Below are 16370 nucleotides of genomic sequence, written 5' to 3' on the forward strand. Positions count from 1 at the left end.
GTTGTCGGTATTTCTGCTGATCACAGCAGTGTCGGTGGTGCCGAGCGTAGTCCGGATCAACACCTCGGGCTCGACGTCGGTTCCCTCGACCGAGCCCGCACGGAGTGTCCGAGACGATCGCGTGGATCGCGGGGCGACGTTCGAGTGGGCGCGGATTCGGCAGGCTGTGCGTCGTGAGCCGAATGAGCGATCGAGTGTGCCGATTAACCTATTCGCCACACAGCGTTCAGATTCTCGTCTTCGAATCGGCCCGTGTTCACATTGTTAATTCCTTGAAAACTGCTTTCTGCGCACAGGAAACGATGCGCCGATGCCCCTTTCGGTCCGATAGCGAATTCGCCCCACGTAATAACGTCGCCACGAATCGGTAGGACTCGGGCGCGGTTCGGCGCAGGCTCAGGCCCTACCCTTGCGTCCGTGCCATCAGAGCAGAGCTCGCTGTTCACCGCGACGCAGTCCGAACTCTTCGACGCTGCCTTCGGCAGCAACCCCGGCCGATTTCCGCTCCCGGCCGCCACCGATTCGCGAGAGAGCTGGTTTCGCAGTGTCGCGTTGGCGGGCCAGGGTCGATACAGCGCCGCCGAAATCGAGCTTCGGAGGCATCGGCCCCGTGGCCCGGAACTTCGGTCGCTGCACGCCTCGACCAGAGCGTCGTGGCTGCGTCAGGTGGGCGAACACGAGCGAGCCCGCCGATTCGACGGCATGGCTGTCATTCTCGTCGGTCTCGTAGGGCCGTCGGAATCCGAGGACTCCGTTCAGGCCCGTAGCGATGCGCTGACCGGCCTGGCCGCAGATGCATTGGGAAGCGGACGGTTTCACCTCGCGGACACCCTCCTGGCCCGCAGTGCGGGCCAGCGGCACGGCCACGTCGGTCGGGGATCGTGGCGTCCGGCACTACGGGCGTCGTGGGTAGCGGCCGAGCTGGCGATGATGCGCGGCGACGGCCCAGGGGCGGTCCGACACGCCGAGAACGCTCGGGCTCTCGCCAACGATGCCGATTCGTTACGCCACATCGTCAAGACCGACCTGGTGGCTGCGGCGGCGCTGAGCTGTGTCGGTGAGACCGGTCGTGCTCGTGAGTCGGCCGTTCAGGTGGCCTGCGCTGCGGAGATGGCCGGGCTGCTGCCCCTGCGCTGGGCCGCCACGATGCTCTGCGAAGGAACAGGCGGGGTCGACGCCGGGATGGCCTCGTCCGCCGACCTGGCCGCCGCCATCGATCGCCTGGGTGGTTCGACGGTCGGTTGACCAGGACCTGGGTCGAAGGCGGACCGATCGGTTCGGTTGTGGCCGGGTGGTGTCGCTATCCTTGGTCTCGTTCCACCACCACGTGGAAGCGCTCCCAGGCGGGTGCGTACCTGTAACGCGGGGAAATTTGTCGACGATGAACAGTGCGGGTGAGGAGTTGGACTCTTTCGTCGTTGCCGCAGCGCAAGGCGATCGACTGGCTCTGTCCCGGGTCTTGGAATTCATCCGACCACTCGTCGTTCGGTACTGCCGAGCACGGGTCGGTTCGGCTGAGCGCGGTCAGCTTTCGGCCGACGACGTGGCGCAGGAGGTCTGTTTGGCAGTCATGACCGCCTTGCCGCGATACCAGGATCAAGGTCGTCCGTTCATGGCATTCGTGTACGGCATCGCGGCTCACAAGGTCGCCGACGCCCATCGCAGTGCCTCGCGTAACAAATCGGACCCGGCCGCCGAAGTACCAGATGTCGTGTCGATGGAGCACGGACCGGAGCAGCGCGCTCTCGAATCCGAGTCGAGTCGACAGATGACTGCACTGCTGGACACCTTGCCTGCCAAGCACCGCGAGATTCTGGTGCTCCGACTCATCGTCGGACTGTCGGCCGAGGAAACAGCAGCCGCCGTCGGCAGCACTGCAGGCGCTATCCGCGTGGCTCAGCACCGAGCTATCGCAAAACTGAAGAACGAAGTTGTGAGAGCAGGTGAAATGTATGGCTAGGGACAATGGTCACGGTGGCCCCGGTGAGACGCCGCGTCGCGGAATCTCGCGTATCGGTGAGCACGTGAACTCCACTGGACCGAAGCAGAACGATCCCTATGCCGACATCGGCGCAGACGGTGGTCCTGTGGACCTCGTCGCCGTACGTCGTGACGATGCGTTCATCGACGCGATCAGTGGCGACGGACCGATTGCCACCGATGACGCAGACGAGTACCAACTCGCCCTTCTGTTGGCCAATTGGCGAGCAGACGTGATCACGCCGGCCATGCCGGCCGGACCCTCCCTCGACGTGGTCGTCGCCTCCGTCGAACGCGAGAAGCTCGCCGCCGACATGGCGCGCTCGAGCTCGGCCAACCGCGGTGGACGCATGCGTCTGCTGCGTCCCATCGCCGGTGCCGCAGCCGCGATCGCCGTCGTGATGGGTGGTCTGGTGGTCATCTCGTACAACTCGACGCCGGACGATCCGTTGTGGAGCGTCAAATCGGTCGTCTTCTCGGAGCAGGCGGATTCGACTGTCGCTCAGATCGATACGACGTCGAAGTTGCAAGAGGCGGAGAATCTCCTGTCCTCGGGGGACACCACTGCCGCTCGCGCACTCCTCGACGGTGCGTCGAACAGCAGTTCCGCTGTTCTCGACGACGGTCAGCGCGCCGAGCTCGACCAGTGGCTGGCACGTCTGCTGCAGGAGTTGCAGGCACTGACGGTGCCCGCGCCTGTCCCGCCCCCGGTTCCGGTCGTTCCGGCTCCGCTCCCCAGCCCGGAGGTCTTCGTGCCACCGGCACCGGTGGATCAGGTCACGCCCGATACCACGGGTGTGCAGAGCACTCCGGCTCCGGCAACGACGACGCCCGAGGTTCCGCCCACGACGACGACGCCGAGTCCGACAACGACCACCGACGTCACACCGACGGTGCTGCAAGAGCCCGATCAGCCGACGGCAACCGCCGGAGGCAGCAGCTCCTCGGAGAACCGCGACCGTATGTCGGTTCCCTCCGGCGGCAGCTGACAGGTTCTCGATCCTTCACCGGACACGAAGAAGCCCGACACGATCATCGTGTCGGGCTTCTTCGTTGCGAAGTGTCGGAGGTCAGCTGTCGAATCCGTCGCCGTGCAGCGCGTCGTTCATCGAAGCGTCGGCGAAGCCTCGGCAGTAGTCCCAGGTCACGTAGGCGTCGGGTACGGGGTCGTAGGCAGGCTCGTGCGGCCGGACGGTGCCGTCGACGAGCAGCTGGAGCAGATTCGCACGCAGCATGTCCCAGTCGTGGTAGTGGTCCTGCTGGCAGTCCTCGCAGCACACGACGAGACCGCGGATGCCGCGGTGGCCCAGGAGAGCCTCGTAGACAGCCAGGTCCGCCAGGTCCTCTTCGACGGCCAATCGCTCCTGAGGATCGAGGGGCTGGCCTGGCTCGATGGCGTCGAGGGCGGCCGACGGGTCGGCTGGGTCTCCGGCGAACGGATCCGGGGGTAGACCGGGAGGCAATTGATCGCGCACGCCTCCACGGTACGCAGGACTGGTGGGTCTGCGCCAGCCGTTCGAACGCGACATGCCGGACGTACCTGCCACCGACAACGCCGAGGACCGGGGTTTCGGTGCTCGAAGCCACTCACAGCGAGACGCATTCGCACTGGTTGTGCCCTAGCCGATACCATGGTTCACGGCGCTGAACAGATGAGTGCAAGTGCCGAAACTCCATCCGTTCTCCAATCCCGCACTGCGGTGCGCCTGCGAGCTCTCACCGGCCGCACGCCGCGCCGAAGTGCAACCAGGCTCTAGGGAGGGCCAGATTCGCATGAGTAGTCCCGGAGCCCACGTCCGCACAGGCGGCGACGATCCCAACAAGGTCGCGATGCTCGGCCTCACGTTCGACGACGTCCTGCTGCTGCCGGCCGCTTCGGATCTGATTCCCAGCTCGGTCGATACGTCCAGCCAGATCACCCGCGAGATCCGCTTGCGAGTGCCGCTGGTCAGCTCGGCCATGGACACCGTCACCGAGGCCCGGATGGCCATCGCCATGGCCCGCGCAGGCGGTATGGGCGTGTTGCACCGCAACCTGTCACTGCAGGATCAGGCGTCCCAGGTCGAGACGGTCAAGCGTTCGGAGGCCGGGATGGTCACCGACCCCGTCACCTGCAAGCCCACCGACTCGTTGGCCGAGGTCGACGCCATGTGTGCGCGCTTCCGTATCTCCGGTCTTCCCGTCACGGACGAGACCGGCGCGCTGGTCGGTATCATCACCAACCGCGACATGCGATTCGAGGTCGATCAGAATCGCCGCGTCGCCGACGTGATGACCAAGGCCCCGTTGATCACCGCTCAGGAGGGCGTGACTGCGGAAGCTGCGCTCGGCCTGCTGCGCCGTCACAAGATCGAGAAGCTGCCGATCGTGGACGGCAAAGGCGCGCTGACCGGCCTGATCACCGTGAAGGACTTCGTCAAGACCGAGCAGCACCCCGATGCCACCAAGGACCGTGACGGTCGACTGCTGGTCGGTGCCGCTGTGGGCGTCGGGCAGGATGCCTGGTCTCGGTCGATGGCATTGACCGACGCCGGAGTGGACGTCATCATCGTCGACACCGCGCACGGCCACAATTCGCAGGTGCTCGAGATGGTCAGCAAGCTCAAGGCGGAGGTGGGCGACCGCGTTCAGGTCGTCGGCGGCAACGTTGCCACCCGCGCGGGCGCACTCGCTCTCGTCGAGGCAGGCGCGGATGCGGTGAAGGTGGGAGTCGGACCGGGATCGATCTGCACCACCCGTGTGGTCGCAGGTGTCGGTGCTCCGCAGATCACCGCCATTCTCGAAGCCGTGGCCGCGTGCAAGCCGCACGGTGTGCCGGTCATCGCCGACGGCGGTATGCAGTTCTCCGGTGACATCGCCAAGGCTCTCGCCGCCGGTGCCTCGACCGCCATGCTCGGATCGTTGCTGGCCGGAACCGCAGAGTCTCCGGGTGAGCTGATCCTGGTGGGCGGCAAGCAGTTCAAGAGCTACCGCGGAATGGGTTCGCTCGGCGCGATGCAGGGACGCGGGGGAGCGAAGTCGTTCTCCAAGGACCGCTACTTCCAGGACGACGTGTTGGCCGAGGACAAGTTGGTGCCCGAGGGCATCGAGGGTCGCGTCCCGTACCGCGGACCGTTGAACCAGGTCATCCACCAGCTCACCGGTGGTCTGCGCGCTGCGATGGGGTACACCGGGTCCACCTCGATCGAGGACCTGCAGAAGGCTCAGTTCGTACAGATCACGGCGGCCGGGCTCAAGGAGAGCCACCCCCACGACATCACGATGACCGCAGAGGCCCCGAACTACACCACCCGATAGTCGCTTCGGCCTGTTTGGGCCGATTCGATTCGCTCCCGAAGTAGAAAGGTGCGCGCGTGCGCGACCTCGTTGAAATCGGCATGGGCAGAGAAGCCCGCCGCACCTACCAGCTGGACGACATCGACATCGTGCCGTCCCGTCGTACCCGGTCGTCGAAGGAGGTGTCGACGGCATGGCAGCTCGACGCGTACCGCTTCGACATTCCCCTCCTCGCGCATCCGACCGATGCTCTGGTCTCGCCCGAGTTCGCGATCGAGCTGGGTCGACAGGGTGGGCTGGGGGTCATCAACGGTGAAGGGCTGTGGGCGCGCCACTCGGACGTGCAGGCCAAGATCGATCAGCTGATCCACATCGCCGAGACCGATCTCGATCCCGACGCGCCGATCGCCTTCCTGCAGGAACTGCACGCCGCACCGCTCCGGCCGGATCTGCTGGCCGCAGCGGTCGGTCAGGTCCGTGACTCCGGGGTGACCGTCGCCGTTCGGGTGAGCCCCCAGAACGCTCGCTCGCTCACCCCTGCCCTCGTTGCATCGGGCCTCGATCTGCTGGTCATCCAGGGCACGATCATCTCCGCCGAGCACGTGGCACACGGCGAGGACGAGCCGCTCAACCTCAAGACCTTCATCGCGGAACTCGACGTTCCCGTCATCGCCGGCGGCGTGAGCGATCACCGCACCGCACTGCACCTGATGCGTACCGGTGCGGCAGGCGTCATCGTCGGTTACGGCTCGGTCGAAGGTGGCACGACCACCGGTGAGGTGCTCGGTATCGGCGTTCCGATGGCCACCGCCATCGCCGATGCGGCCGCGGCGCGTCGGGACTACCTGGACGAAACCGGCGGGCGCTACGTGCACGTCATCGCCGACGGCGACATCACCACCTCCGGTGCGCTCGCCAAGGCCATCGCCTGCGGGGCCGATGCTGCGGTTCTCGGTGCTCCGCTGGCCGTCGCTGCCGAGGCTCCCGGCGGAGGTTGGTACTGGCCGTCCGCCGCGGCGCATCCGTCCATGCCGCGCGGTGCGCTGCTGCCGATGTCGGCGGGGGACCGTCCGAGCCTGGATCAGGTGCTCAACGGACCGTCGCGTGAGTCGTACGGCTCGATCAACCTCGTCGGCGGACTGCGTCGGTCGATGGCGAAGTCCGGATACTCCGATCTCAAGGAATTCCAGAAGGTGGGCCTGAACGTCAGGGCCTGACGACGTCTGTTCCAAAGGGCGCGTACTCCTCTAGCACGGGGGGTGCGCGCCCTTTCTGCTGCATGGCGTCCACGTAAGTCGACCCTGGGTTGGTGATACCTCTCGTAACAGCTAGAATCGCTTGTGGCGGTAGTCACATGGGGGTGTGCATACTGTTCGACAGCATCGGATGTAGCGGAGGTCACCATGGGTTCAGCTGTTCGCGCCACGGATTACGACGTCTTGATCGTCGGTTCGGGCTTCGGCGGAAGTGTCACCGCGCTGCGCCTGGTGGAGAAGGGATACCGCGTCGGCATCCTGGAAGCCGGGCAGCGCTTCGAGGACAAGGACTTCGCGAAGAACAGCTGGGACCTCAAGCGTTTCCTGTGGGCACCGAGGCTCGGCCTCTACGGCATCCAGCGCGTACACCTGCTGCGCGACTGCCTCATCCTCGCCGGTGCCGGAGTCGGCGGCGGTTCGCTGAACTACGCGAACACCCTCTACAAGCCTCAGGCACCGTTCTTCGAGGACAAGCAGTGGGCGCACATCACCGACTGGAGCAGTGAACTCTCCCCGTTCTACGACCAGGCCACCCGCATGCTCGGCGTCGTGCGCAACCCGCACATGACCCCCGCCGACGAGGTGATGAAGTCGGTTGCCGAGGACATGGGCGTTGCCGACACCTTCATCCAGACCCCGGTGGGCGTGTTCTTCGGAGACGAGCCCGGCAAGACCGTCCCGGACCCGTACTTCGGCGGCGCAGGTCCCGAACGCACCGGATGTATCGAGTGCGGCGAGTGCATGACCGGTTGCCGCCACGGAGCCAAGAACACCCTGCTGAAGAACTACCTCGGCCTGGCCGAGCGCGCGGGAGCCGAGATCGTGCCGATGACGACCGTCACCGGTCTCGTTCCGCGATCCGACGGCACCTGGGACGTCGACACCGAACGCACCGGCGCTCGGCTGCGCAAGGGGCGCAAGACCTACAGCGCAGCCAACGTCGTGCTGGCGGCCGGCACCTGGGGCACGCAGAACCTGCTGCACAAGATGAAGGACACCGGCGCGCTGCCCCGTCTGTCGGACACGCTCGGGGAGCTGACACGCACCAACTCCGAGTCGATCGTCGGAGCGGCCAAGCTGGCGGTCGATCCGAACATGGACCTCACCCGCGGAGTCGCGATCACGTCCTCGTTCCATCCCAGCCCCAACACCCACATCGAACCGTGCCGCTACGGCAAGGGCTCGAACGCGATGGGCATGCTGCAGACCCTGATGACCGACGGCGGCGGACGAGTGCCGCGGTGGCTCAAGTTCGTGTTCGCGCTGATCGCGCACCCGATTCAGTTCCTGCGCGTCGTCAACGTCCGGCACTGGAGCGAGCGCACCATCATCGCGCTGGTGATGCAGAACCTCGACAATTCGATCACCACGTTCACCAAGCGTGGTGCCTTCGGCCGGAAGATCTCGAGCAAGCAGGGGCACGGCCAGCCCAACCCGACGTGGATCCCCGAGGGCAACGACGCCACCCGACGCATCGCGAAGAAGATCGGCGGCGTCGCGGGCGGTACCTGGGGAGAATTGTTCAACATCCCGCTCACGGCCCACTTCCTCGGTGGGTGTGCCATCGCCTCGGATGCCGAGCACGGTGTCATCGATCCGTACCACCGCGTCCACGGCTACCCGACGCTCAGCGTGGTCGACGGGGCCGCCGTATCGGCCAACCTCGGAGTGAACCCGTCGTTGACCATCAGCGCGCAGGCCGAGCGTTCCGCCGCACTGTGGCCGAACAAGGGTGAGCTGGATCTCCGTCCGGCACAGGGGCTGCCGTACCAGCGTCTCGATCCGATCGCCCCGAACTCTCCGGTCGTCCCGGTGGATGCTCCGGGTGGTCTGCGACTGCCGATCGTGGAGATTCGGTCGGGTTCCTCGGCGATGCCCGTCGAGCATTCGGGTGTTGCATGAGTGCTGGAACAGTCCCACTAGACTGACCCGGTGACCGACTCCTCTGCACACGATCCCGCACACGCACGCCCGGTTCTCGTCGTCGATTTCGGAGCCCAGTACGCGCAATTGATCGCCCGCCGTGTGCGCGAGGCCAACGTGTACTCCGAGGTGATCTCGCATACCGCGACGGCCGAGGAGATCGCAGCGAAGGACCCTGTCGCGCTTGTGCTTTCCGGCGGACCCTCCAGCGTCTACGCCGAGGGCGCGCCCGAGCTCGACTCCGCTCTCCTCGACCTCGGCATCCCCGTGTTCGGCATCTGCTACGGATTCCAGGCCATGGCCCAGGCCCTCGGCGGAACCGTCGAACACACTGGAACGCGGGAGTACGGGCGCACTCAGCTCAGCGTGGACGGCGGTCGTCTGCACGACGGTCTGCCCGCAACGCAGCCGGTCTGGATGAGTCACGGTGACGCGGTCACCGCGGCCCCGGAAGGCTTCACCGTCACGGCCACCAGCGCAGGTGCGCCGGTGGCTGCCTTCGAGAACGAGGGCAAGCGCATGGCGGGCGTGCAGTATCACCCCGAGGTTCTGCACTCCCCGCACGGGCAGCAGGTGCTCAGCCGATTCCTGCACGAAACGGCTGGCATCGCCCCGGACTGGACTGCGGCCAATATCGCCGACGCTCTGGTCGACGCAGTGCAGGAGCAGGTGGGCCCCACGGGCAAGGCCATCTGTGGCCTCTCGGGCGGCGTCGACTCCGCCGTGGCGGCGGCACTGGTGCAGCGGGCCATCGGTGACCGTCTGACCTGTGTCTTCGTCGACCACGGACTGCTGCGCGCCGGCGAGCGTGAGCAGGTGCAGCAGGACTTCGTGGCCGCGACCGGAGCCAAGCTCGTCACGGTCGATGCGGTCGACACCTTCCTCGGCGCGCTCGAGGGCGTCTCCGACCCGGAGGAGAAGCGCAAGATCATCGGCCGCGAGTTCATCCGGAGCTTCGAGGGTGCCGTGGCCGAGGTGCTGGGCGAGAACGCCGAGCACGGCGACGCCGTCGAGTTCCTGGTGCAGGGCACGTTGTACCCGGATGTCGTCGAGTCCGGGGGCGGGTCCGGTACCGCGAACATCAAGAGTCACCACAACGTCGGCGGACTGCCGGACGATCTGCAGTTCGCCCTGGTCGAGCCGCTGCGTGCACTGTTCAAGGACGAGGTGCGTGCGGTCGGACGCGAACTGGGATTGCCCGAGGACATCGTCGGCAGGCAGCCGTTCCCCGGACCCGGCCTGGCGATCCGCATCGTCGGTGAGATCACCCGCGACCGTCTGAACACGCTCCGCCATGCCGATTCGATTGTCCGAGAAGAACTTACGGTCGCGGGCTTGGATCAGCAGATCTGGCAGTGCCCGGTGGTGCTGTTGGCCGACGTGCGTAGCGTGGGAGTGCAGGGCGACGGCCGTACCTACGGGCACCCGATCGTGCTGCGGCCGGTCTCGAGCGAGGACGCGATGACGGCCGACTGGACGAGGCTGCCGTACGACGTGTTGGAAACGATCTCGACTCGGGTGACCAACGAGGTTCCGGAGGTCAACCGAGTCGTTCTCGACGTCACCAGCAAGCCGCCGGGCACCATCGAGTGGGAGTGACGGCGTCAGTTCTTCCTGCTGGGGCCCAGTAGAAGCGCGAAGCCAACGACCACCGCGGCGACGACGAACACCCAGCGGAACTGGACGTCGCCCAGGGCTGCGATCGCATCTCGGCCGATGAGTGCTGCGACCGAGACGACCATGGCGGCGAGGCCGGCGAGGAGCAACAGTGCCGAGGGGCCGCGTCGGCCAGAGGTGTGATCCTCGGTGTCGGAATCGGCGCTGCCGTGGTCGAGTCCGATGCGGTCGGTCTTGTTCTTCTTCACGGGTTCTCCACCTTCAGTTCGCCGAGTGCCAGATCGCCGACGATCGTCAGAACCGGAGTATCGGTGGTGCCAGGGCCGAAGCGTGTCTCGGTGGGGCACTGACCGATCGCCGCCTCGCACTCCACGATCACGTTCATCGAAGCGGGCACGGTGACCGACGCGCTGCCCAGCGCCACATCGATCTCGACTGTGTGGTCTTCGGCGAGTTCGAGGCCGGTGAGGTCGAGGTTCAGCTCGCCGGCCCCGACGTCGTAGGAGGGGTCGAGCTCGGCGGCGGTGAGTGGGGCGATCGTCTGATTCCCCGACACTCTGTTGTTCAGGTCCACCGGACCGACCGCCGACGCCAGAACGACGAAGCCGGCCAATGGTGCTGCGACCACCAGCAGTCCGTAGCCCTTGCGTAGGAACGCGCCCAATACGAGTCCCACGGAGATGATTGCCAGAGCGACGGCACCGACACGGCCCGGTGATGCCCAGTCTCCGCCGGTAGCCGAACCGACTGCCGCGGTGACTGCGGCAGCGAGCAGAGCCAGGCCGAGAAAGCTTGCCGTCCAACGTGATCGGCGCTTGCGTTCGATCGCCGCAGGCGGAAAGGTGCCTGTCGGTTCGGGAAGATCCCAGGCGAACGGGGCCACACCGAGCGGATCCCACGACGGGGGAGTCACGGTCGGCATGTCGGTGTGCAGGTCGGCCGGCTTCTCGGCGGATGCGGTCGACTTGCTCAGGTTCACGGTGTGCGCGTCGGCGTCGATGCCGGTGTGCTCGAGGGGCTTCGGCGTCGGAACGTAGCTTTTCGGCAGGGTCGTGTACGGGGTGTAGCGCTCGTGCTGGAACTGTGGCGGACGATACTGCGCGGCCGTCCACTGCTCGGCCGACGTGCTGGGTGAGCCGAAAGGCATCGGAGCATAGCGATTACGGGAGAACTCCGCCGTCCGCATGTACGGCGGCGGCTCCGGGCACCGTTGGTGCAGCAGCCACAGTCCACCGAGCATCGCCACCAGAGAGATCAGCCCCGAACCGCCGAGTCCGACACCGACCGGGCCGATGGTCGACACCGCGATGACCAAGGCCACTGCCACGACCACCATCTTGGTCGTCGAATCGGAGCTGTTCCCACGCCCGACCAGCGACTCCGCACCCGACGCCGTGTCACCGGCGCGGTTGAGCACCAGCCACCCCGCCAGATACAGCACGATGCCGGTACCGCCGAACAAGGTGGAGACGACGAACGCGATCCGAATCAGAACGGGGTCGACGTCGTAGCGGTAGCCGATACCGGCCGCAACACCCGCCACATGCCCGCGTTGCGGCAAGCGGTGCGGACGGGTGCGCCACATCTGCTGAAGTTGATCCGAGACGGTCACGTTGCTCATGCCAATCATCGTGGCGGTGCCGGTCGAGAAACACATCAGGGATACCCCTGATCTTCGTCCCCGAGATCGGGCCCGCCTCGACGGACCCGCGAAACATCAGGGCGAACCCTGATGCGACAGATACCCGGTCCGTGCCAGGATCGAGGCGTGCACCCTGTCGACAATCCACCCGTTGACGCCGCCCGCACCACATCTTCCGAAGCCGGCGACGTGCCGGTCACCCATGCCGTTCCTCTTTTTCCTGCCGCTCCAGCCCGCACCGCTCCTGCCCCCTATCAACGACGCGGCGGCGGACGCATCGTCGGCGGCGTCGCAGGTGGTCTCGCCGATCATCTCGGCGTCGACGTGTTCAAGGTTCGGGTCGCATTCGCACTGCTCGCCGCGTCGGCCGGTGCCGGAATTGCCGCCTACGGACTGATCTGGATGTTCACGCCCGCGGGCGAGGACACTGCGCACCCGAGTGCCGCCGAACGTCAGCGTGCGCTTGGGTTGGCTGCCATCGGTCTCGGCCTCGCCGTCGGGCTCGCCTGGCTGCTCAGCGGCACAGCTGCGTCGGTGATCGTGCCGGTCATCGTCGTGGTGATCGGTGCTGCCCTGGTGTGGCGCGAGTTCGACTCCGAGGGCCCGCGAACGGCTCTGGGGCTCCCCAAGCATCCGACCGTGTTGAGTTGGGCGAGGGTCGTCGGCGGAGCCACGTTGATCGTGCTCGGTCTGGCCGTGGTGGTGCTCGCCCGCGTCGACCTGGCGGCGCTGCGCTCGTCCTTGCTGGCGGTGGTGGTCACTCTCGTCGGCGTCGGCCTGTTGACGGTTCCCATCTGGCTGCGCACCTGGCGTGCGCTCGGTGCCGAGCGGTCTGCGCGCATCCGCAACGACGAACGCGAGGAAATCGCGTCGCACCTGCATGATTCGGTGCTGCAGACACTTGCCCTGATCCAGAAGCAGTCCGATCATCCACAGGAGGTGATGCGGTTGGCGCGCGGCCAGGAGCGTGAACTACGCAAATGGCTGTTCGACGGTGGCGACACCGACAACTCGAACTTGTCCGATGCGCTCGAGACCATCTCCGGTGAGGTCGAGGATCAGCACGGTGTCACCGTCAGACCGATCACGGTCGGTGACGTGCAACTACTGCCCGACGACGTCGAATCCGGCCTGTCCAGGGAAAGCTTCACCGCTCTGCTGGGTGCAACCCGAGAAGCACTGGTCAACGCGGCCAAGCACTCCGGTGAGACCAATATCGACCTGTACGCCGAAACCGAACCGGACCAGGTCAGTGTTTTCGTTCGCGACCGCGGCACCGGATTCGACGAGTCCGCGGTACCCGAGGATCGACAGGGCCTGGCGAAGTCCATTCGGGGACGCATCGAGCGCCGCGGCGGCACGGTGCAGGTACGGTCGACCGTCGGCAAGGGAACCGAAGTGCGAATCTTCATGCCCCGCAACGGTGCCTCCGTGACCACCGAATCATCCGAATCCACCCAGCAGGAGCAGCCGACGTGACCGAACCTTTCCGCGTTTTCCTGGTCGACGACCATGCGGTGTTCCGTTCCGGTGTGCGAGCCGAACTCGGCCGCGAGGCGGACATCGAGGTAGTCGGGGAAGCGGGAGGCGTCGCCGAGGCGGTCTCGGGAATCGAATCGACCAAGCCGGACGTGGTGTTGCTCGACGTGCACATGCCCGACGGCGGCGGCGTGGCCGTGTTGAACCGCATCTCCGAGGGGCCGGTGTGCCTCGCCCTGAGTGTGTCCGACGCCGCCGAGGACGTCATCGCCGTCATCCGTGCCGGGGCGAGGGGATACGTCACCAAGACGATCTCCGGCTCGGAGCTCGCCGACGGTGTTCGACGCGTCGCCGGGGGAGATGCCGTATTCAGCCCCCGCCTGGCCGGGTTCGTCCTCGACTCGTTCACCGGTCGCAGTGCCGCTCCGGAGCCACCGCTGGATCCGGAACTGGATTCGCTCACGCCCCGTGAACTGGAGGTGCTGCGGTTGTTGGCGCGCGGGTACACCTATCGTGAGATCGCCGAGGATCTGTTCATCTCCGTCAAGACCGTCGAGACGCACGCCTCGAACGTTCTCCGAAAGACTCAGCAGTCCAACAGGAATGCGCTCACCAGATGGGCGCACAAGCGTCGAATCGACTAGGTGACCGATCTCGCTTGACCTTCGACCTACCCGAAGCCTCAGGATTTCCCCATGACTGATTCGGCCGAAGAATTCCTGACCATCGGTGTGTTCGCTCGCGCGAGCGGGCTGACCCCCAGTGCCCTTCGCTTCTACGACGACTGTGGATTGCTCGTGCCGGCATCCATCGACGCCAGGTCCGGTTATCGCTACTACACCCGAGCACAAGCGAAGCGAGCGAACATCATCCGCCAACTCCGCGAGATCGGGATGCCACTCGATAAGGTGGCCTCCGCCCTCGACGGCGACGGAGCTGCAGCGGTGGAGATGGTGGATCGGCACGTCGACGAGCTTGCCGCACGCGCCCGGGCAGCAGCCGAGGCTGCGGTGTCCATTCGCCGATTGTTCGACGAAAAGTACTGCACGGCAACGGTATCTGCTGCCGACTTTGCGTCGGCGGTGGAACAGGTCGCGTCGGCGGCCGGAACGAGCGAGGAGTTTCCGGTGCTGCGGGGCGTGTTGGTCGAGGTGGACGGGGGCACTGTCACGCTCACCGCGACGGATCGGTATCGACTCTCCACCCGCAGCCTCGTCGCGCAGAGCTCACCCGGTGCATCCTGGTCGCGTATCGCAGCGGTCGGCTCTCTCGGGTCTCTACCCGCGTCGGGGAACTGTGCGTTGACGGCAACCGACGACGCGATGATGCTCGAGTCCGAAGGCGTCCAGCACACCGTGGATCTCGTCGACGGCGACTTCCCCGACTGGCGGACGATCATCGACGGTCTGGCTCCGACTGCGACGCGGGTTGTGGTGCAACGAGATTTCGTTCCCCTCGACAGCGGCACGCTGCGGATCGACGCAGGCCCGGACGGCCTGACGGTCGAGGGTGTTGTCGTCCCCGCACGGGTCACCGGTTCCGAGATGACGGTGTTCTTCGATGCGGCCGTCCTGCAGGCTGCCGTCGCATCGGCCGTCGGACCGGACCTGATGCTCGATATCGCCGCGCCGGATCAGCCGATGCTGGTGCGGTCGGCAGTCGACGGCGCTCTGACGACGCTGGTGATGCCGGTTCTCGGCTGAGCCATGGGTGACGTGCCCGAAAGTTCTGGGCTACATCGTTCTGGGCTACATCGACTTTCGATGGCGGGTACTTGCCGATCCCCATCGTCGACGCGTGGTTGCGGGTGCTGTCGGGGCGGGGAAATCCGATGCGGAGATCGGTGCCGATGGTCAGATCACAAGCATGATCACCAGAACGAGAACGATCACGACGGCGAGCACGAGTCCTGCGAGGATCGCGGTCGACGGAATCGACGTTCGGTCACCGATGACGTCCTCGATGCGCATCAGAACGTCGTCGATCGGGTTCTTCTTCTTTTTCGGCAGGTCGAACGGTGGTGGCGAATACGTGGACGGGACCGGATTGGCTTGGCTCTCACCGGGTTGCACGGCCGGTAGGCCCGCGATGGTTCTTCCGAATTCCCGCGACGGACGGCGAGATTCGGAGACCGGTGTCGAGCGCCTGGCCCATGCCGGGACCACACCGTCCGCAGATGTCAGCGGCGCCCCGCGCAGTTGAGCTATGGTGCCGCGCTTGCTGATCGCGGCGACGATGATCTCGTCGCGGGCCTGCGCCATGGTGGGGCGTCGGGCAGGATCGGGCTCGAGCATGTGCAGCAACGGTCCCGTGAGATCGCCACTGCGGGTGGGAGCGATGATCTGCCCCTTGGCAACTCGGTGCAGCAGTGCGATCGAATCGTGATCGATGTCGAACGGCGGTTTGCCTTCCATGGCCGTGTACAGCGTTGCGCCGAGGGAGAACACGTCGCTGGCCGCGGTGGGGTCCTGTCCGCGCGCGACCTCGGGTGCGAAATAAGCCGGGGTACCGGTGATCACGCTGTCGTCGGCTTCTTCGACGTCTCCCTTGGCGCGGGAGATACCGAAGTCGCTGATCTTGACGATGCCCAGATCCTTGCCGCGATCGGCGATCAGAATGTTGCCCGGCTTGATGTCGCGGTGCACGATTCCGGCCTCGTGTGCCTCGGTCAGTGCATCGGCGATCTGTGCGCCGATCTGTGCGACCTCGAACGGTGGTAGCGAATCGGTGGTGCCGAGGGCCTGCGCGAGACTGCGCGAGGACAGGTATTCCATGACCAACCACGGCTCACCGTCGACGAGAGCGACGTCGTGCATCGCGATGGCGTGCGGGCTGGAGAGTCGGGCAGCGATGCGACCCTCGCGCATGGCCCGGTTGCGTACTTCCTCGGCCTGCTGAGGGGTCAGTCGAGTGGTGGACGTGACCTGCTTGACGGCCACCTGACGGTGCAGAAGTGTGTCGGTGGCGAGCCATACCGCGCCCATGCCTCCACCGCCGAGTTTGCCGGCCAGGCGGTATCTGCCTGCCAGGAGGTAGTCGGGCCCGACGCCCCGTCGAACACGCTGCTGATCCGTCACGTCCACAGGTTAGTTGACGATGGCGGGACGTGCCTGCAGCCCCGGAACGGAGGCATCTACCAGGGGCTTCGGCATCACCTTGACGAGTTGCCGTCCGAGCGGCTTCACTGAGTGCAGATC

General features: G+C 66.0%; 14 protein-coding genes. 10 read left to right on the forward strand and 4 right to left on the reverse strand.

Annotated elements, in window-relative coordinates; genetic code table 11:
• The first annotated feature begins 417 nt into the window (after nucleotides 1-417).
• The 3 genes from CH283_RS05900 (at nucleotide 418) to CH283_RS05910 (ending at nucleotide 2969) form a co-directional block, all read left to right on the forward strand.
• Nucleotides 418-1245 carry a hypothetical protein gene (locus CH283_RS05900; RefSeq protein WP_255183099.1) on the forward strand — a complete coding sequence of 276 codons (828 nt, stop codon included), beginning with the start codon at nucleotides 418-420 and terminating at the stop codon, nucleotides 1243-1245.
• Nucleotides 1246-1381: 136 nt separating this feature from the next.
• Complete coding sequence (locus tag CH283_RS05905) at nucleotides 1382-1960, forward strand: sigma-70 family RNA polymerase sigma factor (protein ID WP_032397500.1); 579 nt, start codon at nucleotides 1382-1384, stop codon at nucleotides 1958-1960.
• On the forward strand, nucleotides 1953-2969 hold the full coding sequence (locus CH283_RS05910; RefSeq protein WP_094639156.1) for an anti-sigma-D factor RsdA: 1017 nt from the start codon (nucleotides 1953-1955) through the stop codon (nucleotides 2967-2969). Before CH283_RS05905 ends, CH283_RS05910 begins: the two co-directional genes overlap by 8 nt.
• An 81-nt stretch (nucleotides 2970-3050) precedes the next feature.
• On the opposite strand, the gene CH283_RS05915 is transcribed toward CH283_RS05910, so the two are convergent.
• Nucleotides 3051-3455 (reverse strand): DUF5319 domain-containing protein, encoded by a 405-nt coding sequence (locus CH283_RS05915; RefSeq protein WP_032378069.1) that lies wholly within the window; start codon nucleotides 3453-3455, stop codon nucleotides 3051-3053.
• 298 nt (nucleotides 3456-3753) lie between these two features.
• On the opposite strand from CH283_RS05915, the gene guaB reads away from it, so the two are divergent.
• From guaB to guaA, 4 genes are all read left to right on the forward strand, one after another.
• Nucleotides 3754-5277: an IMP dehydrogenase gene (gene guaB, locus CH283_RS05920; RefSeq protein ID WP_176460343.1), complete on the forward strand. Its 1524-nt coding sequence runs from the start codon at nucleotides 3754-3756 to the stop codon at nucleotides 5275-5277.
• Between the two features lie 56 nt (nucleotides 5278-5333).
• Complete coding sequence (locus CH283_RS05925; protein WP_037188243.1) at nucleotides 5334-6473, forward strand: GuaB3 family IMP dehydrogenase-related protein; 1140 nt, start codon at nucleotides 5334-5336, stop codon at nucleotides 6471-6473.
• A gap of 186 nt (nucleotides 6474-6659) precedes the next feature.
• Complete coding sequence (locus tag CH283_RS05930) at nucleotides 6660-8414, forward strand: FAD-dependent oxidoreductase (protein WP_094639157.1); 1755 nt, start codon at nucleotides 6660-6662, stop codon at nucleotides 8412-8414.
• A gap of 30 nt (nucleotides 8415-8444) precedes the next feature.
• Entirely contained in the window at nucleotides 8445-10034 is a 1590-nt protein-coding gene (gene guaA, locus CH283_RS05935) for a glutamine-hydrolyzing GMP synthase (RefSeq protein ID WP_032397497.1), read from the forward strand.
• Nucleotides 10035-10039: 5 nt separating this feature from the next.
• Here the strand turns inward: guaA and CH283_RS05940 are convergent, their stop codons facing one another.
• Together CH283_RS05940 and CH283_RS05945 are read right to left on the reverse strand one after the other, a co-directional pair.
• On the reverse strand, nucleotides 10040-10300 hold the full coding sequence (locus CH283_RS05940) for a hypothetical protein (RefSeq protein WP_373454814.1): 261 nt from the start codon (nucleotides 10298-10300) through the stop codon (nucleotides 10040-10042).
• On the reverse strand, nucleotides 10297-11673 hold the full coding sequence (locus tag CH283_RS05945; RefSeq protein WP_094639195.1) for a PspC domain-containing protein: 1377 nt from the start codon (nucleotides 11671-11673) through the stop codon (nucleotides 10297-10299). Before CH283_RS05945 ends, CH283_RS05940 begins: the two co-directional genes overlap by 4 nt.
• A gap of 111 nt (nucleotides 11674-11784) precedes the next feature.
• Here CH283_RS05945 and CH283_RS05950 point away from each other — a divergent pair, with 111 nt between their 5' ends.
• The 3 genes from CH283_RS05950 to CH283_RS05960 are packed head-to-tail and all read left to right on the forward strand — an operon-like array spanning nucleotide 11785 to nucleotide 14876.
• Nucleotides 11785-13173, forward strand: a complete 1389-nt coding sequence (locus tag CH283_RS05950) for a sensor histidine kinase (protein WP_373557638.1) — start codon at nucleotides 11785-11787, stop codon at nucleotides 13171-13173.
• Nucleotides 13170-13817 (forward strand): response regulator, encoded by a 648-nt coding sequence (locus CH283_RS05955; RefSeq protein ID WP_068051262.1) that lies wholly within the window; start codon nucleotides 13170-13172, stop codon nucleotides 13815-13817. The genes CH283_RS05950 and CH283_RS05955 overlap by 4 nt, the downstream gene beginning before the upstream one ends.
• 51 nt (nucleotides 13818-13868) lie before the next feature.
• Nucleotides 13869-14876, forward strand: coding sequence for a MerR family transcriptional regulator (locus CH283_RS05960; protein WP_094639158.1), 1008 nt, complete (start codon nucleotides 13869-13871; stop codon nucleotides 14874-14876).
• 150 nt (nucleotides 14877-15026) lie between these two features.
• On the opposite strand, the gene CH283_RS05965 is transcribed toward CH283_RS05960, so the two are convergent.
• On the reverse strand, nucleotides 15027-16250 hold the full coding sequence (locus CH283_RS05965; RefSeq protein WP_255183100.1) for a serine/threonine-protein kinase: 1224 nt from the start codon (nucleotides 16248-16250) through the stop codon (nucleotides 15027-15029).
• Between the last annotated feature and the right edge of the window lie 120 nt (nucleotides 16251-16370).

The organism is Rhodococcus sp. 05-2254-2, from assembly GCF_002259095.1.
Lineage (GTDB): Bacteria > Actinomycetota > Actinomycetes > Mycobacteriales > Mycobacteriaceae > Rhodococcoides.